Raw genomic sequence first — 21,572 nt, 5'->3', positions numbered from 1 at the left:
AAGAAATTAGAGCATAAGAAAAACGGTTGACATTAATTGCCAACCATTTTGTTTTAAAGTTTTTCAGTTAATTTAACATCCGGATACTTGTCCTCAAAGAAGCGTTCCGCAAATTGATTTTCAAATAAGAAGAGCGGCTGATCGTAGCGATCCTTAACCAGTAGATTACGGCTGTTCGACATTGCCGGATCAAGCTGGTCTGGATCAATCCAGCGAGCTACCCGATGACCAATACTGGTCATTTCAACATCTGAATTGTACTCATTCTTCATTCTGAACTTAAATACTTCAAATTGCAGCTGACCAACAGCACCTAAGATATATTCATCGGTCTGGTAATTGCGGTAAAGCTGAATGGCGCCTTCTTGAACCAATTGCGTCATCCCCTTATGGAACGACTTCTGCTTCATCACGTTTTTGGCAGTTACCCGCACAAACAATTCCGGCGTAAATTCCGGCAATGAAGGATAGACAACCTTGCGCTTACCCGCATAGATACTGTCGCCAATTTGAAAATTACCGGTATCGTATAACCCAACGATATCACCAGCAACGGCATCAGTAACTTGAACACGTTCACTAGACATAAATTCCGTAGCGTTATTCAGCCGAATTGGCTTGTCTGTCCGTGCTAAAGTAACATCAAGTCCCTTCTTAAACTCGCCGCTACCTACTCTGACAAAGGCAATCCGGTCACGGTGATGGGGATTCATGTTAGCTTGGATTTTAAAGACAAAACCAGAAAATTCTGAATCATCAGGACTTAATTCTTCATCCCCATTAACCAAATGACTTTCAGGAGCCGGAGCTAATTGCACAAAACTCTTTAGGAAGGTTTCCACACCAAAATTAGTTAGAGCTGAACCAAAGAAAACCGGTGTCTGGTCACCCTTAATAACTTTATCAAGGTCAAAGGTGTTGCCGGCTTCCTTAATCAAGTCAATCTCATCCAAAGTATCTTGGAATTGTGAATTTTGACTAAATGGTTCACTTGCTGGCAGTTTTCCATCCTTATCTAATGACAAAAAGCGGTCTTCGCCATCTTTACGGTACAATTCAACCTGATTATTGGCAATATCGTATAGTCCTTGCAGAGTTTGTCCTGAACCAATCGGCCAGTTCATTGCGACCCCTTCAATACCAAGTAAGTCTTCTAACTCCGCAATTAGGTCTAACGGCGGGCGACCATCACGGTCAAGCTTGTTCATAAAGGTAAAGATCGGAATCCCGCGCTGCTTAACAACCTTGAACAGCTTTTTAGTCTGCGGTTCGATACCTTTTGCAGAGTCGATAACCATTACGGCTGAATCGACAGCCATTAATGTCCGGTATGTATCTTCTGAGAAGTCTTGGTGTCCGGGGGTATCGAGAATATTAATTCGTTTGCCCTGATATTCAAACTGCATCACGGAACTAGTAACGGAAATCCCACGTTGCTTTTCAATTTCCATCCAGTCACTGGTGGCATAATGACCAGTCTTACGTGCCTTAACCGTTCCGGCATTGCGGATTACCCCACCAAAAAGAAGCATTTGTTCCGTAATCGTCGTCTTCCCGGCATCGGGGTGCGAAATAATCGCAAATGTTCTTCTTCTTTTTACTTTATCTAAAAGTCCTTCACTCATTAATTACTTTGCTCTTCTTCCTTTTGTTTTTCATTTGGAATTGTCAATAATACCGTCAATAGCCGTGACCGCATCATTCTCCTAGTTGTTAATACCATGCCATTATCGAGTTTAACCGATAACTTTTCACCCTTAGCCGGGATAATCCCTAACTTGGTAATCATAAAGCCGGCAACAGTATCAACATCCTCCATCTCAAGGTCAGTGCCGAATTGTTCATTAAAATCAACCAGCGGCATTTTCCCATAAATGACGTACTTATTGGGGCCAAGCTGGTTAAACAAGACTTCGGCGTGATCGACCTCATCATCAATATTACCGACAATTTCTTCAATCAAATCTTCAATCGTGGCAATCCCAACCACACCACCGTATTCGTCCGTCAAAATAGCTAGTTGCTGCTGCGTCTGCTGCATTTCAACTAGTAGTTCACTCAGATCCGTTGTTTCCGGTGCAAACAGCGGCGGGTTCATCACATCATCATAATCAATATTGTCAAAGCCCTTCTCTCTTGCCTTGCGCAACACCGTCCGAATATGGATTACACCGATAATTTTATCCTTGTCCTGCTGATACACAGGAATGCGCGAATAAGGCTCACGCAAAATGTCATCAAGATTATCCTGAAAGCTATCACAGCAATCCACCATATACGCGTCAATCCGCGGGACCATTACCTCACGGACCATCCGCCCTTGAAAATCCAAAACATTGTTTAACATGGAAGATTCCGTCTCACTGATTTGCTGATGCTCAAGCAGTGTCGTAACTTCCTTAGCTAAATGTTCTTTGGTTTCTTCATCACTTGCAGGGGAAAATTTATTCTTAAATCGCTTAAATAAATTCCCCTTGGCAGGGTCGCTAGTCATAATTTTTGCTCTCTTTCTTAAAACATCAATATAAATAATAACATTATATCATGTACGCTCGTGATATGTTAGAATAGCACGTAAGAAACGAGGTTAATTTAATGAAAAAAAGTCATGTTCTACTTGTTTTTACGTTTTTACTGTTAATTCCCTATCTATGCAGTCTTTTAATTATCGGTATCGGCTACGATGCGCTAGTTCTGCATTCTGCTGACTTATTCAGAACAACTATCGGCGCACTAGTTGGCGCAATTATCATGTTTGCCATCAAGGCAACAATCCAGCGGCCTGTTGACTTATTAGCAGTAGCCGTTGATGACGGCTTCTTCAAACAATTACTGCGTTTTTTCAGTATTAGACGGCGCTACTTGCTACTGTTTGCCAACATGGTTCTTGACTTTATTCTCTGCTTTGCGGCAACGTTTTTAGTCCGCAATTGCCTCACGCTTGACCAGATTGTTGGCAAATCTGTCGGCATCGTCTTTTTGGTTATGCTTTTGTCAACCTGTCTTGGCGCATACGTCGAATACGATAACTTATCCATCGACCCCAAGCAGCATTAATTAGATACTGTCCTCAAGATACAAGTCTTGGGACAGTTTTTTTGTGTCTAAATCCAGGCTTTGCAAAATATACGGCGTGGTACTGTCGCCCATATTCTCATAAACCTGAATCCCTTCTTCTGTTACTTCCTGAATTAATTTCGGCAAGACAAAGTTAAGCGGCTGATTGAAAAAGGCTAGACTTTGCTTAGGCAATTCAACTCGGGCAACCTGAGTTTGCGGCAGGACAAACTTCATTAAGGTGGCTGGGACTTCAACTCCCTCAGGAACAATTACACCGTACCAATACATAAAGTTTTCTGGGCCAAACACGACTAAGCTGCTGCGCTTATTGCTTAAATGGTTAGCCTTCAAAAACTTGCGAAAAACAGGATCATTTTCCATTTTTAAGTTACAGCCAGAGAACGATTTTTCCTGATCCATCATTGCGTCAGGAAATGGTCTTCCAACAAAAGTTAATTCTTCTTGTGCTTGTTTCATTATTCTTCTCCTAATATTCAGCTAATTCAGCCAGTGGAATAATTTCACCAGCTAAAAATGCATCAATTTCATTACTGGCAAAGCCGTGAGTAAACAGATAATTGCGAATTTTGCGGTCACGTTCACTTTCTGGCAGCCTGCGAAAACGTTTATATGCTTTGACGCCCTGTTTTTTGAGTGCTTCGACCTGTGCTTCATCGTCTGGCTCTAAATCAATTTCGGCAATAACTAATGATGCGATACCACTAGAAAAGCCATGACTCATGAGCTTGGAATTCATCTTGCGCTGTAATTCACGCTCGGATACCTTGCCGATTTGACTCTTCAAGGACTTTAATACCCGCAAGCCCGTGTCCAGCCAATCCTCATCGGCTATTGCAGATAGTTCTTCTTGAATAATTGCCGGATCAATTCCCTTCTGGGTCAACTTACGCGTTAAGGTTAACGGGCCGTCAGTCCCGCTGCGCAGACTTTGCTTAATTGACAAGGCCGTATACTTGCGATCATCCAAAAAGCCCATCGCACTCAATTGCGTAACCGCGCTTTGCGCAGCTTCATCATCAATCTCATGCTTTTTTAAATATTGTAAGACCTCATAAACCGTACGTGCTTGATAACTTAGATAATTTGAAGCTAAATTGGTCGCCTTGCTGTCGGCATCAAACTTTTTAACCGTCGCTAATTTTTCGGGCGTTAGTTCTTGCCCTTTTAATAACATAAATTCGGCAACTGTCTGCTCACTAGCTGAAAAAGCATACTGCCCATCTAAAAAAATATTGTAGCGTCCCGGTCGTTTTTGACTGCTGACTTTAGTAATGACTGGCATTTTAACCTCACCTTTCTAATTCTTAACCTTACCTTATATGCTAGCAAATTTTCGTGTTTCTTGCTAAAAACTTTTTCTGAGGAGTACAATAAATTATTAATAGTTAATTATTTATTGTAGAAAGAACATTATGTACAAAAATTTCAAACGAAACCAACCAAAAGAAAAAGACGTAATTATTACCATTAAACGTCTTGGTATCAACGGCGAAGGCATCGGCTACTACCGTAAGAAGATTATTTTTATTCCAGGAGCTTTACCAGGCGAAGTCGTCGTTGCCAAAATCATCAAAGATTTCCCGCACTATATTCAAGCCGAGCTTGTCCGCGTTAAAGAACAAAGTCCTGATCGCGTTGCCTTCCCTAAGGGCGTTAATCCCGCAATCGGCGGCCTTGAACTAGCACATCTAGCCTACCCTAAACAATTAGAGTTTAAGCGTGACAACGTGCTCGAGGCTTTAGAAAAATTCCATCCCCGCGGCTACCGCAAGTACAAAGTTAAGCCGACGATCCCAGCACCAAATGAATGGCACTACCGCAACAAAGCCCAGTACCAAATTGAGCAAGATCACGGTAAAACTAACTTAGGCTTGTTTGCACCAAATTCGCATCATCTTTATGACTTGCCAAACATGCCAACCCAAAGTGAGGCTACTCAAAAAGTTGAACGGCAAATCAAGGCTTTAGTTGAAAAAATGCACGTGGCTATTGCCAATCCATACCGGCATACTCCCGGTTTAAAGACCATCGTTGTTCGCGAAGCTGAGGCAACCAAAGAAATTCAGGTAACCTTAATTACCGTTGGTCATGAAATCAAGAACTTGTTGCCGCTAAGCCAAGAAATCATGAAATTACCTGGCGTAGTCAGCGTTTATCAAAATGAAACTGACTGGCGTAACCCACAAGTTTGGGGGAACAAAACCGAAAAACTTGCCGGTAAAAATAAGATTACCGAAGAAATCTTAGGTAAGAAGTTTGCCTTGTCACCGCGGGCCTTCTTCCAATTAAATCCGCAGCAAACCGCTAATTTATATTCGGAAGCTTTGAAATTTTTAGATCTTGACCAAGATGCAACCTTAATTGACGCCTACAGCGGTGTTGGTACCTTAGGTATCTTAGCTGCAGAACACGTTAAACAGGTAATCGGCATTGAAACCATTCCAGAAGCCGTTGACGACGCTAAGCACAATGTCGAACTTAACCATATTAAGAACGCCGATTATCTTCAAGGCAGTGTCGAAAAAGTTTTGCCGCATTTACAAGAGACTGGTGTAGCAATTGACGCCTTAATCGTTGACCCGCCAAGAACTGGGTTAGCCAAGAGCCTAATTAAAACCCTGCTCAAGATTAAGCCACAAACTTTTGTTTACATTTCTTGTAACCCATCAACTTTGGCCCAAGACCTCGTCTTACTATCTGAAGTCTATGATGTTCGCTTAATTGAGAACGTTGATATGCTGCCGCAAACACCACGATGTGAATGTATTGCCAAATTAACTTTGCGTAAATAAAAAAACAGTTGCCGTGATTGGCAACTGTTTTTTATTTGCGGATAAGGTATATTTCTACTATTTACTACATTATTAGCAGAGCATTTTGACAATATACAATTTTAGAGATTAAATTTTTGCTGATACGCTATCCACTTAGTTATCATAGCAATTATTGTAATCGCTTGCAAATATTAGATATTATTTGATATATTGTGCTAAGAACTGACTAACGTGAGCTTTGTAAGCTGCGGGATGATCCTCATAAGAATGAGCGTGCTTCGATTTTGGTGCAATCCAGAGCTGCTTAGGACCTTTAGTCGCACGATAGTTACGATAAACCATCTTAGTTGGCACAAAAGTATCATTGCCGCCATGAATAAACAGCATTGGCCGGTGATTTTTGTGCAGTTGGTTGATACTTGACCCGTCCTTAAGGAAGTAACCAACCTTGACGCGGTTAATTCCACTTAAGATTTCAACTAATGGGAACCTCGGAAAGGCTGGCATATTATATAAAACGCCAGCTTCATGCTCAATTTCATCTTTGACACTAGTATAACCGCAGTCTTCGACAAAGGCCTTAACCTGCTTAGGTAGCTGCAAGCCGCTGACCATCATTGTCGTGGCCCTACCCATGCTAACGCCAAAGACAACAATTTGCTGGTTAGGACCGTTTTTAGCAAGTACGCGGTTAATCCATTTTTTGATATCTGCCTTTTCGACCCAGCCGTAGCCAATATATTTACCTTGGCTCTTTCCTTGGGCACGCGGGTCTGGTGTCAGAGTGTTATAGCCTAACTCATGAAACAACGCGTCGTACTTGCCCATATCTTCCTTAACATTCATATATCCCGGCAGAATAATTGCCGTCTTGTGTGAATTTTTGCTAGGAATATAATTAGCATCCAGACGATACTTATCATCAGCAGATTGCATGTACCATTTTTCTTTATCAACCTGCTTAAACCATTTCTTTTGCTTGTAAAGTGGATCAGACTTCTTTAAGACCTTGCTTGAGGAAGATAAAAAACTCTTATGTCCGGGAACACAGGCAACCTTAAAGAAATAAAAGCCCGCACCGGTAAATATCAGGCAAATTAACACAACAACGGTAATTAATGAAAGCCATAACTTTTTATGTTTTAATTGTTTCAAGGAATATAGCCAACTTTCTATCAAAAATACAATATCATTAGTATAACATCTTGGCTTTTGTATAGGTTAATAATATGAGACTGACAGATTTACTACAATTAACTAACGACTTAAATGCCCAAACAAATTTTTATTTAACAATTAAAGAGCAAGTATTGCCGCTCGGGCAATTAAAGATTACGAGTAGCAATTGTTTGCTTTACCCAGGCAAAGTTCCAATGACCAAAGCAAAAATTACCCACTTGGTCAAACACCTGCACGGTCGCGCCATCCCGCTATGGATACAATACGATAGCGAACTATTGCCCATTTATGGTATCCAAATTTTACCGGAAACTAATTCGGTCAGATTAACTTAAAAAAGCAGACTGTTACCAGTCCGCTTTTATTATTTTTGCCGATATTGGCGAATATGATTTTTTGTGCCGGAAAAGTACCAGTAACCCTTAGCTTCATCACTAACTAAGATTAAATCATCGACTGGATCACTAAGAGCCGTTGTAAAAATTTGCTCATATTCCGGAATAGTTAATTTTTGTCGCCTGTTTAATAACTTTTGCGTTGCCATAGGATTAAGCATTTTTTGATAATCCGTAACCGTTCGTCCCGAGAAGAACTCGCCCATTGCACCAGAACCATACGAAAAAAGACCGACTAAGGCATTATCTGTTAACGAACCATTTTCTAATAAACTCAATAAGCTTAAATAAAGTGACGCCGTGTAAATATTCCCTACCACTCTGCCATATTGCGCCCCAGCCGTAAAATTAGCTGCCAGACGACTACTCGTTGCTTCATCTTGATTGGCAATTGCTAGCCGGTTAGCCTTCAACCCCATCTTGGTAAAAGGCAAATGATAGATTAGCGCCGCAAAATCACTTGTCTGCCAATTCTTTAATTTTTGATAATCCGTAAACGTCCTTTGAAAGAAGTCCAAGTAGACCTGAGTGGAGTACTTGCCGTCAACTAACGCGGTCGCCGAATTATTAGGCCGCCAAAAGTCATTGATGTCCTGACTAAAGGCACTGTGACCGTCATTTAAGGTCAAAATACGCGGCTGCGCCTTAATCAACAAACTAACGCTGCCTGCGCCTTGGGTAACTTCTCCTGCAGTCGCAATGCCGTAGCGCGCAAGATCGCTGCCGATTACAATCGCGCTATGATGGGGATGCAAGCGAACATAATCGCGGGCAATCATCACACCAGCAGTCATGCCAAAACAGGCTTCTTTCACTTCAAAAGTTCGAACTTCTGGGGGTAAATTCAGGGCACTTTTGACAAATAAAGAAGCAGACTTCGACTGATCGACACCACTTTCAGTGCCAAAAACCAGCAGTCCAACCTGCTCACGATCAATTTGCGACAGATAACTCTGAGTAGCGTTAATTCCCATTGAAACGGCGTCTTGCGTCTGATCGGCAACACTCATCTGACTTTGGCCAATGCCAATTAAATATTTATTGGGATCCTCATTACGCGCGTGGGCCAAATCCACCATGTCAACATACTTATTGGGCGTATAAAACCCTATCTGGTCAATTCCAATCTGCATTTAGTCTTCCCTTTCTCTAACTTGATGCAAAAACTTACTGGCTGCAGCTTCTGAATACTCACGATTTTGCGTCAATAAATGCAAAACCTGCTTTTTTTCTTGCGCAGTCGCGGATAAATTAGCTACTAAATTGCGAGCCTGCAGCTTCATGTGGCCCTTTTGAATGCCGTCAGTTGTAATTGCCAATAAGGCAGCCAGATTATTAGCTAATCCCACTGCCGCAATTACATCAGCTAATTCCGCCGCGGTAATCTTTTCTCCTAAAATCCGATAATTTTGTTGGACATCGGCGCGTGCCTTAATTGAACCGCCAACCGTCCCAATTGCTAGAGGCAAAGTCAATTCACCAGATAAATAATCACCTTGAACTTCCCACTTGCTTAAGCTTGTGTACTGACCAGACTGACTAGCGAGAACGCCAGAAGCAGCCGCAACCGCACGTTCATCATTGCCCGTGGCCATTAAGACGGCATTGACCCCGTTCATAATTCCTTTATTGTTAGTTACGGCGCGATACACATCATGTTGGCCAATCTTGCTTAACAATGCAATCTTGTCGGCAACTTCTGCCCCGCCAACCGCATTTACCGACAGTTTAACCTGGGCTGTCGTTAATTGGCTGGGATAATTTGATAAAATCGCAAATAATTTCGAATTAACTTCCGGCATTTTTGCCAATTGGTCCGCCAAAAATTCCACAATTGCATTTACCTTGTTGGCTCCCATGGCTTCGGCAGGGTCAACTAATACTTGCAAATAGACCAATTCGTCCTCTTGCCGCATCTCAATCTCTTTCACGCCGCCGCCATGCTTGACTAAGCTCGCAAATTCTCGGTTAGCTAAGTTAATCAATTGGGGAAACTGCTCGCGTAAACTTTCTGGCTTAAAGTCAGTTGTGACTTGTAAAACGATTTGACCATATATCCCCTGACGTTTGCTTTGAGCAATAACGCCGCCACATTTACTAAAAATATTACTACCGTGATTGGCAGCTGCCACAACTGAAGGTTCCTCTGTTGCCATTGGCACCAAATAGGAGTAGCCATTAACCAGCAGATTTTGCACTAAGCCCACCGGCAAACGCAATTCGCCCACAACATTTTCACTTAATTGGTTAAGCTGATTTAACGTTGCTTCGTCAATTTTATCCAATTCTATCCCTTGTTTTGCAAGTACGTCCCGCCGCTGCTGCGGTGTTAATCGATAAAACTTCATTTAATTCATCCCGATTAATTCACAAGCAATTGCCTGACCGCCACCAATGCAGAGAGTTACCAATGCCCGCTTACCACTAACATGATTGAGTGCATTAATTGCAGTTGTCACTAACCGCGTGCCTGTAGCTGCTAGAGGATGCCCTAACGCAATGGCACCACCGAAAATATTTAACCGCGCCATTGGAATTGCCAATGCCCGAGCCAAGGCAACACTCGGTGCCGCAAATGCTTCATTGACTTCAATTACATCATAATCCGTAATTTGACTAGCTGTTTGCTTCAATAACTTTTGCACAGCATAATACGGTGCAAAACCCATATAAGCCGGATCAGTTCCCGACTCCGCAAATGCGCCAAGGCGAGCTAACGGCTTAAGCTGCAGTTCTTTTACTTTTTCAGCCGTTGCCAAAAGCACCATACTGGCACCATCACTGAGCGGCGAGGAATTCCCTGCCGTCACTTGCCCATCCAGAGTAAAAGCAGGCTTGAGCTTACCCAATACTTCAAGGTTAGTATCCGGACGAATATTTTCATCTTGAGCAATTTGATGACCATCAATATTGGTCGTAATCAGTTCCGGTGCAAAATACCCCTGTTGAACAGCTCTTAGAGCCTTCTGATGTGACTGGTAGCTATACTCATCCATTTCTTGACGAGAAACATGGTATTTTTCAGCGACATTTTCGGCAGTTATGCCCATGTGCTGCCCAGAAAAGGCATCGGTTAAGCCATCTGTCAACATGATGCTCTGATGTGCCGGCGCATCTTTGGTGCCACTAAAATATGCGGCATTGGTCATGCTTTCACTGCCACCAACGGCAACTAGGTCAAAATCGCCCAATTCCATCTGACCTTGAGCTAGACGCAGAGCCTTCAAGCTCGAACCGCAAACTTCATTCACAGTCACACTGCTGCTGGTAGGCTTCATCCCGGCATTGAGCGCTACTTGCCGCGCCATATTTTGCCCTAAGCCGCCCCCTAAAACATTACCCATAAATAAGGCATCAAGTTCGCTTGCTTCAAGATTAATACTACGCAAAGTCTCAGTGAGTGCCAATTGACCCAAAAAAACCGCATTCTGGTCAGCCCATTGTCCGCGATAACGACCAAATGGTGTCCTTTTTGCGGCAACAACAAAAATCTCTTTCATTAACAGATTCTCCTACTAAAAGATTTATTTCCAAACCTTAGCAAATTTCGCCAAGTTTAACTAGCAGTTTGAATGCTGTTAAGAAAAAGTTTAAAGTCGTTTTCACAAAATTTAGACAAAATTAAAAGCATCCTAAGTCTAATGCTTAGAATGCTTTCAAATCATCTTGTTTATTTCTTTTTCTTATCCTGAGACGCTAATTTTTGCCCCAAATTAATAATATATTTGCGCAAATCGTCCTTAATTTCAGGATGATTAAGACCATATTCGATAGACGTTTCCAGGTAACTTTCCTTATTGCCCACATCGTGGCGTTCACCCTTAAAGACGTGAGCAAAAACGCGCTGCGTCTTATTCATCGTATCAATGGCGTCAGTCAACTGGATTTCACCACCGCGGCCCGGCTCTTGCTTAGCCAAAATATCAAAAATTTCTGGGGTTAACAAGTACCGGCCAATAATTGCGTAATCGCTAGGAGCCTTATCAATATCCGGCTTTTCCACAAAGGACTTAACATTAATCAATCCCGGCATAATTTCATTTTCTGGCTCAATAACACCATATTTAGAAACTTCCTTGTGCGGCACTGGCATTACTGCAATTGTTGAAGCATGGGTTTCATTATAGCGGTTGATTAATTGCTGGGTCAGCGGCACTTTGTCTAACATCAAGTCATCACCCAGCATGACAACAAAGGGTTCATCCCCAACAAAACTGCGCCCGCGAGCAATCGCATCGCCTAAGCCAAGAGGATGGGGCTGTCTTGTGTAGTAAATATTAATCCCCAATTGCGTAATTTCTCGCGACATCTCAAGCAAGCTGGTTTTACCTGTTTCTTGCAAGTTCTGTTCCAGTTCAGGATTAGAATCAAAATGATCTTCAATTGTCCGCTTATTTTTACCAGTAACAATCAAAATGTCTTCAATTCCTGAATTTTTAGCTTCCTCAACGATAAATTGAATAGTTGGCTTATCAACAATTGGCAACATTTCCTTGGGCATTGCCTTAGTTACAGGCATAAATCTCGTCCCAAGACCAGCTGCTGGTATAATTGCTTTCCTTACTTTCATTTTTTACACTTTCTTTTATCTATGTTTTAAAATCCAATATAACAGATTTTGTACAATTGTGCTAATTTTTACTGGTGGCGTTTTCTTTGGATATATTCTGCCAAATGACCGGCAGAATACTGCACTTTACCAACACGCAATGAAACAATTGCTGAATTGACACAGGTACCAAGTAACAACAAAACCGAAGAAATGTTGAGCCATAACATGAAAATAATAAAGGTACCAATGATGCCATAATTTTCCCAACTAATATGGAAATGATGCAAATAAAAACTAAATAAATAAGATAATAGCAGCCAGCCAATTAAGGTTGTAAAGACTCCAGGCCAAATTACCCGCTTTTTCAACTTGATATTAGGCAAAACATAATTCAAATAAAATAATGTTCCCAGCAAAATAATCCCAACAACTGGATAACGGTAACTGAAGATTTTTTCAATTTCACCAACCGAAAAAGAAAAAATCGGCCGTAAAAATTCCAACACTTGCTGCCCAAAAATCAAGGTTAAACTGAGCAAAGTAAAAATTATAATCATTAAGTTAGTTAACAAAATTGTGATTGACCGTGTCCAAACCGTTACCTGCCACTTTTGCTTTAATTCTGTGGTCCGCACCCCATAAATGCGATTCATACCAATCCGAATCGCATTGACCAGCGATGACACCGACCATAAAGCTAAAATAATACCAAAGGAAATATAACCAGTTGACTTACGTCTTAACAGCGAGTCAATAATCGGCATAATAAATTTAGCAATCTTATCTGGAAAAATTAGGTCAAGGTAGCTGGCGATTGGCGTTGTATCAATATGGAATAGCGGCAAAATGTTTCCGATAATAATAATTAATGGAAAAATCGAAAACAAAACATAATAAGCGATGACTATTGCGCTAGTTAATACTTCACCTTGGGAGAATTTGAGTGATAGTGTTTTATAAAATAAGGCAACACGATTCGGTGCTGCCTCTTTTTTTCTATTCATGCAACCTTAATCATCCATTTCATCAAAATGTGGTAGGTATTTTTCATAGCCAGCGTAAGGTTTTTGCAAAGTTAAAATCTTGGGACCATCCTTGGTAATGGCAAAAGTATGTTCAAACTGTGCCGACTTAGAACCATCTGGTGTCGCATAATAAACCCAATCATCGTTAGGATCACTGACCGTCTTTTGTTCAATGCGCCAGTCGCCGCCAGCTTCAACCATTGGCTCAACGGTGATTGTCATACCTTCACGCAAGCGCAAGCCATGACCAGCCTTGCCCCAATGCGGTACTTCTGGATCCTCATGGATACTTGGCTGGATGCCATGGCCAACTAACTCTTTAACATCGCCGTAACCGTGTTCGTCTTCGACAAAATGTTGGATTACCGCACCAATATCACCAATTCGGTTACCCAAAACCGCTTGATCGATTCCAAGGTACATTGCCTTTTTGGTTGTTTCCATCAAATCACGGTCGGCATCCGAAATTTTGCCAACTGGGTAAGTGGTACAAGAATCAGTTTCATAACCATTAAGGTTGCAAGTGACATCAACTTTAACAAGGTCGCCTTCATTTAAGATTGTATCTTTACGCGGTGTTGCGTGAGCAATTTGGTCATTTACCGAAATACACGTACCATACTTATAACCTTCAAATCCCTGCTCAGATAGACGTCCGCCGCGGCTTTTGACAAACTTTTGACAAAACTCTTCAATATCCCATGTCGTAATTCCTGGCTTAATCACATCACGTAAGCCTTCAAACATCGATGCCAGTAACCGACCTGAAGCCTGCATCCCTTTAAGTTCTCGAACGGATTTTATTGTAATCAAAACTAAACTCTCCTCTTAAAAATCATCTTTAGTTTACATTATAGCGTTTTTTAAAAGTTTACTAAAGAATTTCATCAATCTGCCTAAATTATGTATAATAATATGATGAATTAAAATAGGAAAGGTATGAAAAGCATGAAGGCAAGGATTGTCTACGCTAGTATGACTGGCAATGATGCGGATATGGCAGAAATTCTAGAAGAAGATCTGCAGGATTATGATTTTGATGTAGAAACTAGCGAGGCCGAATTTACAGACGCTAGCGACTATTTGGCAAGTGACCTATGCATCTTTGTGACCTACACTTACGGTGAAGGTAAGATGACCGACGATGTTGCTGACTTCTATGAACAATTACAAGAACTAGATTTAAGCGGCAAATATTTTGCGGTAATGGGCAGCGGCGATAAGACTTACAACGATCATTTTTGTGAGAATGTTTTTGACTTTGAAAAGATGTTCAAGCAAGTTGGCGCTAAGGAAGTTGTTGCACCAGTGACAATTGAAAATGCACCGGATGATGATGCAATCGCCGCAATTGATAAGGCAGCAGAAGAAATGGCTGATCGGTTAAATGGCTAACAGGATTAATCCATGGCGTCACCCCATAAAATTTGTTAAACGACACCGCAATCTTTTCGTTTACATGGTTTTCGGATTTATCGCTGCACTAATTAATACGGTTGTCTTCATGGCTCTGCACAAGTGGTGGCGTGGAGCCGTTTTCTTTTCTAATATTATCGCGTTTGTAATTTCTAACTTGGCTTCTTACTTCTTTAACCAAAAAGCCGTCTTTATCAACAATGTTGACCAAGATCACTCAACATGGCATAAGTTGATTGTCTTTTTCACTTACAGGATTATCAGCTTAATCCCTGACCAGATGATTATGTCGGTCGGTATTTCATGGCTGCACCTTAGTCCCTTGCCGGTTAAGATTATCGATCAAGTATTAGTAGGGATTTTCAATTACCTAACCACACGGTCGGTTTTCCAAGCACAGGAAACAACATTGATTGAACGCGCTAAACAGCGGATTCAAAAGCATAAGAATAACAAATAAAAAAGCCAAAAATTCTTAATTGAATTTTTGGTTTTTTGTTTTGACTAGTTTTTTATTCAAAATCTGCTGGCTTCTGTCCCTGCGGCTTCGCAAAATAATAAGCAATGTCATCCATAATCCGGTCGGAAGCATGACCATCACCGTATGGATTTTTAGCACTAGCCATTTTTTGATAAGCCGTCTTATTTTCAAGCAAATCAAGCATCGCCTCACGCACCGCATCAACTTCAGTTCCAACCAGCTTAAGTGTACCAGCCTTAACCCCCTCAGGACGTTCGGTTGTATCACGCAACACTAAAACAGGCTTATTAAGTGAAGGTGCTTCTTCTTGCACACCGCCAGAATCCGTCATGATAAAGTAACTGCGCTTAGCTAGATTATGAAAATCGACCACATCCAATGGAGCAATCAAATGAATGCGTGGATCATTACCCAAAATTTCTTGAGCAACTTGTTGAACGCGCGGCGACAAATGGACAGGATAGATAATTTCCACATCTTCATGACTGTCAACTACCTGCTTCATCACCTTAAACACGCGCCGCATTGGTTCACCCTGATTCTCACGGCGGTGCATCGTTACTAAAATAATCTTATGCTCTGGTTCAATTAAGTCAAGAACATCATGATGATAATCTTTTTGGACCGTTTGCTTAAGTGCATCAATTGCGGTATTTCCCGTGACAAAAATATTGTCGGCACGATGATTTTCTTTTAATAAATTCGCTTTACTTAATTCAGTTGGTGCAAAATATAAGTCAGCTAAATCGTCAGTCATTTGCCGGTTCATTTCTTCAGGATAAGGTGAATACTTATTCCACGTCCGCAAACCAGCCTCGACATGCCCAATTGTGCTCTGCTCATAAAAACTAGCCAAACTAGCCGCAAAACTGGTCGTCGTATCGCCATGTACTAATACAATATCCGGCTTTTCTTTTTTAATTACCTTGGCTAAGTCAATCATTACCTTGGCCGTAATTTCTTCGAGTGTTTGGTTCTGTTTCATAATATTAAAGTCGTAATCCGGTTTGATTTTAAAAATTTCCAGAACTTGGTCAAGCATTTCACGGTGCTGCGCACTAACCACTGTCACTTCATCAAAGCGCTCATCAGCCTGTAATTTCAACACCAGTGGTGCCATTTTAATTGCTTCAGGTCTAGTGCCAAAAACCGTCATTACCTTAATTTTCGTCATAAATGCCTCCATCTTGATATAATCATACCCGATTTAATAGGCGAAAAACAAGTTCGTATGGTTTAATTAAGACAGAATTTAGAAAAGGTGTCGTTTAAATGAATCACAGTTTTATCCTCTTATTAATTGCTGGCCTGCTAATTGTTTTTGCTAGTTTTAGCCTAGTTTACAGCTTCGACAAAAAGCAAAGTCAAAAAAACAAACGAGTTTTGCTCATAATTGGGATTAGCTGTTTGTTAATTGTTGCCCTCTTAGCAGTACAGATCATTAAAAATCCGTTGAATTAATAACAAAAAAGACGACAGGGCCGTCACCGCACGTTGCAAATGGTCAAACCTGCATGCATGTTTGTTCCATGTTAATCTACATGTCATACTATTTCTAAGTAAAGTAGATCACGCCGAATGCTAAAAGCTATCTTCTACATTAGCAACTTCAACATTATTTATTTTTAGATTTTATCATGGAGAAAAATAAATGAGAAAAAAGAGCAAATATATTCTGCTAACCATTGGAATATTAATCATTGTTGGAACATGTTTATCAAAATTAATAATAGACTATCATAGCAACAATTTAACAGAATCTTTGCATTCAGGGTTAATAAATAATAAAAATAAATATAAATATAGCGCCAACAAAGAAACTTATTGCAGGCTCAAGAAAAGTCCTGGAAAAATTATACAAATAACTACAGATAATCAAGGTTCTGATAATGATCTATATTATGCTGCTAGAATTGATAATTCATACTATGGAATATCATTTAAATATGCAGGGTTATTGCAACGTCCAAAATTAAAGTCAATAACTTATATTAGCCATGTAAATTATAATTAAAAAATATTCCATAATAGTTAGTAACTATTATGGAACACCTCAATTAATTCAGCTAGGTCTTCTAATAACTCTAGCGCTCTATTAGATAAAAGTAATTAAAGTTAGAGCTTAACAACACTCTCCTTAATTCAAGATACTATAATTCTTAGATATTTTATTTAATCAATTAGCCTTTTGCGATTATCTTTCTAACTATATCTAATATGATTGCCAATACAATCGCTATAACAGCAGATCTATAATATTTCTTTTCTTTTTTAGTCAATCTTCAAAAATACCTTTCTAACATATAAAAACTTTATGGTAACAGTTTGAAGATTATTGTTATTATTGAACAAACGAATATTATTATTTGAGCCGTACATTTACTCATTATTTTCTCCTTTATTAAATTTTATATGTTTAATGACTTTCTTTAGTTAAGGCTTAATACCAAAGTACATAAGAATTGCAATAACTGCTGAAATAATTGATGCAATTACTGCAGCTACGTCTAAAGCCGATGCTTTATCTTTTTGATTTTTCATATTTCTACTTTTCATTTTTCTTTGCCCTAGTTATTTTAATATTTTTATTACTCCTGCAATTACTACAATCATTAACCCTGCTAAAACTAATTTTTTAGGTCTTAAATCAATTGTTGTATTAATGATGACATTACCTTTTTTATTTTGGTAGTGATATTTGTATATTTTCACTTGTTTATTTTCCTCATCATTCTTAGACTACTCACATATTATCAATGATTATTATTAGCTAAAAATAATAAATACTTTCATTACTTAATCATTATACACTTTTATTGTATATAATGATTAGGAAAGGGTGATAGATATGAAGAAATTAACTTATCCAGTAATTATTTGGCCAGCTGAAAACGGCTATAATGTTCTAGTACCTGACTTGGGCAAAAATGGCTTAGTTACTCAAGGAACTGACTTAGATAATGCTATCTATATGGCGCACGACTTAATTGGTTGCATGCTATCCGACACTACTAATTATCCTGAAGCTACGCCACTTGATAAGGTTGTAATTCCCCATGAAGCTAAAAATGCTATTACAATGATGGTGGCGATTAATGCCTAAAAACAGATTATTAGAAAACTAACCTAAATTCCCTATAGCTAAGAATAAAACCCAGAAGCTAGAACAACTAACTTCTGGGTTTTACTATATTCTTAAAATTATTCATATTCTAATGACCCCGGTGAGATTCGAACTCACCTCTACGGTTTAGGAGACCATTGTTCTATCCAGATGAACTACGGGGTCATAACAAATTAACTTTACCAAATTTACGTGATAAAAGCCAATTTTTTTAGTAATTAATATTGTCTTGTATAATATGGGCGCGGGCCATTAGCATCTGCCAATTTATCCGCCGCAAAGACAAACGGTGTCCAGATTGCCAAGGCAATCAACATATTAACAACACACAGGACGATAGCTCGCCAATCATAATTGCAGGCCAAAAACGGTCCAATAATCGGCGGCAAAATTCCCGGCACAGCAGCCTGAACAGGATTAACCAATCCCAACACACTCACCCAATACGAAAAGGCAACATTAACCAACGGTGCCACAATAAATGGAATAAAGTACACAGGATTAAGAACAACTGGCAGGCCCAAGACAACCGGCTCATTAATGTTAAAGATAGCTGGTGCTAAGGCTACTTTGGCAATTGTCCGGTAGTCGCTGCGCTTAGAAAAGAGCAAAATTGCAACTATCAACATCAGCGTTCCGCCAGCACCACCAAACCAGGCAAACACATCAAATGACCCCCGCACCCACAACATTGGTGCTGGCTTGCCATTACGCACGGCCGTAATATTAACATTCTGTGCTGTCATCCAGATTGAATCCAAGATGGGAGCCATCACGCTTAGCCCATTAATGCCAAAGAACCAAAAGATTTGAACAAGCAGCGTCACGAGCATTACCATCCCAAACCCCTGCCCCATCCTGACTAACGGCCATTGAATTGTGTGCAGCAGCCAGTTGCCAAAGTATGTACCGGTAACTACTTGAAAGATAAAATTAATTGCCCCAACAACAAAAATTGCAATCGTTGCTGGCACCAATGAATCAAAAGCTCTTTGCTCGGCATAAGGTAGATTAGTCGAAAGATGAATCATTATTCGTGCCTTAACACAAAAGGCATAAATCAAAACACCAATCGTCCCAAACAAAATTGCGGTAAAAATCCCGGTAGTTGAAAATTGCTGAATGTTAAAGACATGATTCATGATAACTTCATGACCAGCAACCTGCACTTTCGTCAAATTAGCAATACTCATGGCTAATGACGACAATGCAACTAACGCTCCAGCAAGCGGATCAACCTCTAAGCTTTTCGCAAAATGATAGCCAAGTGATAATGCCAAAAAGAGCGCAAACAAGGCAAAGGTACCACGCCAGACCACATTACAAATTAAGACTAGCGGCTGCATCGTCCAGGCAAAAGTTGTCCAACCCAAGTTAATCTTCGCTGCTGCAATCAAGCTCTTAATCAATACAGCAGCAGAGCCAGCAATCGTAATTGGCATGACAGAGATAAATGCATCCCGCAATGCCACAAGCCAGCCCACTTGACCAATTTTATTGGCCACCGGCAGTACATAATCTTCCAGCCAAGCTACTAATCGACTCATTGCTCCCCCTTTTGCTTTAAATAATGTGGGTGATAGCCCTTATTTTTATTCTTCTGTTTTTTATGTTTTTTCTTCTTGCTTGGTGCCGACATACTATTTTCTTCGGTAACTGCTTTTTTAGCCTTTTTCTTACGTGGTAATTGCGTTACCAACTTATATCCGGCAAAGTAAACTCGTTCCAAAGTGGCACTATCACCAAGCAGCTTCTTCAAATCACGAAAATCATGGTCATCGCCAAGCGTTACCACATAACCATTGGCCCCCATGCGACCCGTCCGGCCAGCACGATGCAAGTAAGTGTTAACTTCGCTAGGAATATCAAAGTTAATGACGTAAGTCACACCAGGAATATCCAAACCGCGAGCTGCCAAATCCGTTGCTAGCAGCAACTTAGTTTTCCCGACCTTCAGGTCGTGGAGTGCCTGCTCACGCTTTTCCTTGCCAAATTCATTTGCCAGCAAAGTAAACTTAGTTTTAGTATGTGCAAAAATCCCCGCAAACCGCATCATTGTTTGATTAGAATCAAAGAACAAAATTCCCTTAAAATGATCCAACCGCGTCAACCGCTGCACAAAGTCAATCTTATGTGTATTGTCAATTTGCAAGAAATAATTCTTAACGGTTGTTGTCTGCTGTGCGCGCACATCAACCAATAAAAATACGCGCCCGAAAATTTCTTCGGCTTTCTGTGTAATTTCTGATTCCGTCGCACCAAACAATAGAATTTGCGCGTCAGAAGACAGGTTTTGTCCTAAGGAACTAAGCAATTCCATCTTGCTAAACTCTAAAATATCGTCGGCCTCGTCAATGACCAAGGTTTTAATCTGCTCTATTTTGATGCGATTACTGGAAAAGAAGTCAAAAAAGCGTCCTGGAGTAGCAACAACTACTTCTGGGTGCTTCTTCTTTAAATTATCTTCCTGCCGCTGCCTGTTGCCAGCACCGACTAGACTAACGCCCTTCAAGCCTAACGCATGAATAAAAGGATTAATCGCGTGCCGAATTTGCACCGCTAATTCGGTCGTTGGCGCAATGATTACTAAGCTATTCGGCATGCCCTTCTCTACACGCTCTAGAGCTGGCAAGGCATAAGCCAGCGTCTTGCCCGTTCCTGTCTTAGCAAGCGCTACTAGACTAGCTCCATTTAAAATCGCGTCGCGTGTTTCTTTTTGAATTAACGTCGGCTGTTTCAAGCCGAGTTTAGTTAAAACTGTTTCAATTTCTTGTTTCATTATTGTGTTAACTGCCCATATTTCTGTTTATACTGTGTTACTGTGCCGTTATATGCCAGCATAATAACTCCGCCGTCTTCTAATTCGCGGACATTTTTAACGCGGCCATTTGTCGTGTACTGCCAAAAGGCATATTGGAGTTTATTAGGCTCACGTTTGCTGGCCGTAATAAATAAAACACCAGCTGGAAAATACTTTTTATACTTAACTGGCAGGTCAACCATCACACGTTTACCCGTATTTACCAGCATGCTCGTGAACTGCGCCATCTGCTTAATGTAGCCTAGTCGGCGCTCACTCACTGCTGGTACCACCATAATTGGTAAACTGCCGGTGTTGGTCCCTACTTTTTTCATAAAATAAGTATAATGCTGCTGCGGTGTTGATTCATCACTATACGCCACACTTGTGCCAAACGCCAGCTTGGTTCCTAAGATCTGATCACGATAAGACAGGTAATCATCATCAAAATATGACCGTCCCTGAGTACTGCGCAAGTAGACAAAGGAGATTCCGTTTGCTTGCAATTCATGCATTGAGACATAACCATAATTTTGATTTAATTCCACACCAATTGCACTTGAATTAGCATCTGGCGGCAGCGTCGTTTGTTTTTTTAAGTTAAACAGCCCATTAAACAAGAGCGCGAGCGCAATTGCCAGCATAAGCAAAATCGCCGGCAATGTGTACTTATGATGAAATCGCTTCATCTAATTCTCCATCATTTTTATTAACGCCATCAATTATATCAATACTATTATTATAA

25 protein-coding genes and 1 tRNA gene are annotated in these 21,572 nt (G+C 40.5%); 8 read left to right on the top strand and 18 right to left on the bottom strand.

Annotated features, from left to right (window positions below):
* Window positions 1–53: 53 nt before the first annotated feature.
* Window positions 54–1,625: a peptide chain release factor 3 gene (locus tag OZX58_RS02350; protein WP_277141310.1), complete on the bottom strand. Its 1,572-nt coding sequence runs from the start codon at window positions 1,623–1,625 to the stop codon at window positions 54–56.
* The gene (locus OZX58_RS02345; RefSeq protein WP_277141309.1) at window positions 1,625–2,494 is read right to left on the bottom strand and encodes a hemolysin family protein; all 870 of its coding nucleotides are present in this window, start codon (window positions 2,492–2,494) and stop codon (window positions 1,625–1,627) included. The genes OZX58_RS02350 and OZX58_RS02345 overlap by 1 nt, the downstream gene beginning before the upstream one ends.
* Before the next feature lie 101 nt (window positions 2,495–2,595).
* On the opposite strand from OZX58_RS02345, the gene OZX58_RS02340 reads away from it, so the two are divergent.
* The gene (locus OZX58_RS02340) at window positions 2,596–3,057 is read left to right on the top strand and encodes a hypothetical protein (RefSeq protein WP_277141308.1); all 462 of its coding nucleotides are present in this window, start codon (window positions 2,596–2,598) and stop codon (window positions 3,055–3,057) included.
* Here the strand turns inward: OZX58_RS02340 and OZX58_RS02335 are convergent, their stop codons facing one another.
* Window positions 3,058–3,537, bottom strand: a complete 480-nt coding sequence (locus OZX58_RS02335; protein ID WP_277131170.1) for a hypothetical protein — start codon at window positions 3,535–3,537, stop codon at window positions 3,058–3,060.
* A 10-nt stretch (window positions 3,538–3,547) separates the two neighbouring features.
* On the bottom strand, window positions 3,548–4,363 hold the full coding sequence (recX, locus tag OZX58_RS02330) for a recombination regulator RecX (RefSeq protein ID WP_277141307.1): 816 nt from the start codon (window positions 4,361–4,363) through the stop codon (window positions 3,548–3,550).
* A 130-nt stretch (window positions 4,364–4,493) separates the two neighbouring features.
* Between recX and rlmD the strand changes: the two genes are divergently transcribed.
* A complete protein-coding gene (rlmD, locus tag OZX58_RS02325) occupies window positions 4,494–5,873 on the top strand; it encodes a 23S rRNA (uracil(1939)-C(5))-methyltransferase RlmD (RefSeq protein WP_277141306.1) in 1,380 nt (459 codons plus the stop codon).
* Between the two features lie 180 nt (window positions 5,874–6,053).
* Here the strand turns inward: rlmD and OZX58_RS02320 are convergent, their stop codons facing one another.
* Complete coding sequence (locus OZX58_RS02320) at window positions 6,054–6,971, bottom strand: alpha/beta hydrolase (RefSeq protein ID WP_277141723.1); 918 nt, start codon at window positions 6,969–6,971, stop codon at window positions 6,054–6,056.
* A gap of 113 nt (window positions 6,972–7,084) precedes the next feature.
* Between OZX58_RS02320 and OZX58_RS02315 the strand changes: the two genes are divergently transcribed.
* Window positions 7,085–7,369: a hypothetical protein gene (locus OZX58_RS02315; protein WP_277141305.1), complete on the top strand. Its 285-nt coding sequence runs from the start codon at window positions 7,085–7,087 to the stop codon at window positions 7,367–7,369.
* A gap of 29 nt (window positions 7,370–7,398) precedes the next feature.
* On the opposite strand, the gene OZX58_RS02310 is transcribed toward OZX58_RS02315, so the two are convergent.
* From OZX58_RS02310 to map, 6 genes are all read right to left on the bottom strand, one after another.
* Window positions 7,399–8,562: a hydroxymethylglutaryl-CoA synthase gene (locus OZX58_RS02310; RefSeq protein WP_277141304.1), complete on the bottom strand. Its 1,164-nt coding sequence runs from the start codon at window positions 8,560–8,562 to the stop codon at window positions 7,399–7,401.
* Window positions 8,563–9,777: a hydroxymethylglutaryl-CoA reductase, degradative gene (locus OZX58_RS02305; protein WP_277141303.1), complete on the bottom strand. Its 1,215-nt coding sequence runs from the start codon at window positions 9,775–9,777 to the stop codon at window positions 8,563–8,565.
* Window positions 9,778–10,929, bottom strand: a complete 1,152-nt coding sequence (locus OZX58_RS02300) for a thiolase family protein (protein WP_277141302.1) — start codon at window positions 10,927–10,929, stop codon at window positions 9,778–9,780.
* Between the two features lie 170 nt (window positions 10,930–11,099).
* Window positions 11,100–11,999, bottom strand: coding sequence for a UTP--glucose-1-phosphate uridylyltransferase GalU (galU, locus tag OZX58_RS02295; RefSeq protein ID WP_277141301.1), 900 nt, complete (start codon window positions 11,997–11,999; stop codon window positions 11,100–11,102).
* A gap of 68 nt (window positions 12,000–12,067) precedes the next feature.
* Entirely contained in the window at window positions 12,068–12,985 is a 918-nt protein-coding gene (locus OZX58_RS02290) for a YihY/virulence factor BrkB family protein (protein ID WP_277131156.1), read from the bottom strand.
* Between the two features lie 6 nt (window positions 12,986–12,991).
* On the bottom strand, window positions 12,992–13,819 hold the full coding sequence (map, locus tag OZX58_RS02285; protein WP_277141300.1) for a type I methionyl aminopeptidase: 828 nt from the start codon (window positions 13,817–13,819) through the stop codon (window positions 12,992–12,994).
* A gap of 135 nt (window positions 13,820–13,954) precedes the next feature.
* Between map and OZX58_RS02280 the strand changes: the two genes are divergently transcribed.
* A complete protein-coding gene (locus OZX58_RS02280) occupies window positions 13,955–14,401 on the top strand; it encodes a flavodoxin (RefSeq protein WP_277141299.1) in 447 nt (148 codons plus the stop codon).
* Window positions 14,394–14,882, top strand: a complete 489-nt coding sequence (locus tag OZX58_RS02275; RefSeq protein WP_277131150.1) for a GtrA family protein — start codon at window positions 14,394–14,396, stop codon at window positions 14,880–14,882. The genes OZX58_RS02280 and OZX58_RS02275 overlap by 8 nt, the downstream gene beginning before the upstream one ends.
* Before the next feature lie 52 nt (window positions 14,883–14,934).
* On the opposite strand, the gene wecB is transcribed toward OZX58_RS02275, so the two are convergent.
* Window positions 14,935–16,077: a UDP-N-acetylglucosamine 2-epimerase (non-hydrolyzing) gene (gene wecB / locus OZX58_RS02270; protein ID WP_277141298.1), complete on the bottom strand. Its 1,143-nt coding sequence runs from the start codon at window positions 16,075–16,077 to the stop codon at window positions 14,935–14,937.
* A gap of 98 nt (window positions 16,078–16,175) precedes the next feature.
* On the opposite strand from wecB, the gene OZX58_RS02265 reads away from it, so the two are divergent.
* On the top strand, window positions 16,176–16,364 hold the full coding sequence (locus tag OZX58_RS02265) for a hypothetical protein (RefSeq protein WP_277141297.1): 189 nt from the start codon (window positions 16,176–16,178) through the stop codon (window positions 16,362–16,364).
* A gap of 190 nt (window positions 16,365–16,554) precedes the next feature.
* Window positions 16,555–16,917 carry a hypothetical protein gene (locus OZX58_RS02260; RefSeq protein ID WP_277141296.1) on the top strand — a complete coding sequence of 121 codons (363 nt, stop codon included), beginning with the start codon at window positions 16,555–16,557 and terminating at the stop codon, window positions 16,915–16,917.
* A 419-nt stretch (window positions 16,918–17,336) separates the two neighbouring features.
* Here the strand turns inward: OZX58_RS02260 and OZX58_RS02255 are convergent, their stop codons facing one another.
* Entirely contained in the window at window positions 17,337–17,459 is a 123-nt protein-coding gene (locus tag OZX58_RS02255; RefSeq protein WP_277141295.1) for a hypothetical protein, read from the bottom strand.
* 15 nt (window positions 17,460–17,474) lie between these two features.
* Window positions 17,475–17,615 (bottom strand): hypothetical protein, encoded by a 141-nt coding sequence (locus tag OZX58_RS02250; protein ID WP_277141294.1) that lies wholly within the window; start codon window positions 17,613–17,615, stop codon window positions 17,475–17,477.
* A 136-nt stretch (window positions 17,616–17,751) separates the two neighbouring features.
* Here OZX58_RS02250 and OZX58_RS02245 point away from each other — a divergent pair, with 136 nt between their 5' ends.
* Complete coding sequence (locus OZX58_RS02245) at window positions 17,752–18,006, top strand: type II toxin-antitoxin system HicB family antitoxin (RefSeq protein WP_277141293.1); 255 nt, start codon at window positions 17,752–17,754, stop codon at window positions 18,004–18,006.
* 113 nt (window positions 18,007–18,119) lie between these two features.
* On the opposite strand, the gene OZX58_RS02240 is transcribed toward OZX58_RS02245, so the two are convergent.
* From OZX58_RS02240 to OZX58_RS02225, 4 genes are all read right to left on the bottom strand, one after another.
* Window positions 18,120–18,192: transfer RNA gene (locus OZX58_RS02240), tRNA-Arg, on the bottom strand.
* A gap of 53 nt (window positions 18,193–18,245) precedes the next feature.
* A complete protein-coding gene (locus tag OZX58_RS02235) occupies window positions 18,246–19,574 on the bottom strand; it encodes a PTS transporter subunit EIIC (protein WP_277141292.1) in 1,329 nt (442 codons plus the stop codon).
* Window positions 19,571–20,809, bottom strand: a complete 1,239-nt coding sequence (locus OZX58_RS02230; RefSeq protein ID WP_277141721.1) for a DEAD/DEAH box helicase — start codon at window positions 20,807–20,809, stop codon at window positions 19,571–19,573. The genes OZX58_RS02235 and OZX58_RS02230 overlap by 4 nt, the downstream gene beginning before the upstream one ends.
* Window positions 20,806–21,516, bottom strand: coding sequence for a GH25 family lysozyme (locus OZX58_RS02225; RefSeq protein ID WP_277141291.1), 711 nt, complete (start codon window positions 21,514–21,516; stop codon window positions 20,806–20,808). The genes OZX58_RS02230 and OZX58_RS02225 overlap by 4 nt, the downstream gene beginning before the upstream one ends.
* Window positions 21,517–21,572: the final 56 nt, after the last annotated feature.

Origin of the sequence: Lactobacillus sp. ESL0680 (assembly GCF_029392855.1) — a bacterium.
In the GTDB taxonomy this organism is placed as follows: domain Bacteria; phylum Bacillota; class Bacilli; order Lactobacillales; family Lactobacillaceae; genus Lactobacillus.
Note: the sequence above shows the minus strand (reverse complement) of the source record. Positions and strands in the feature narration are given on the sequence as shown.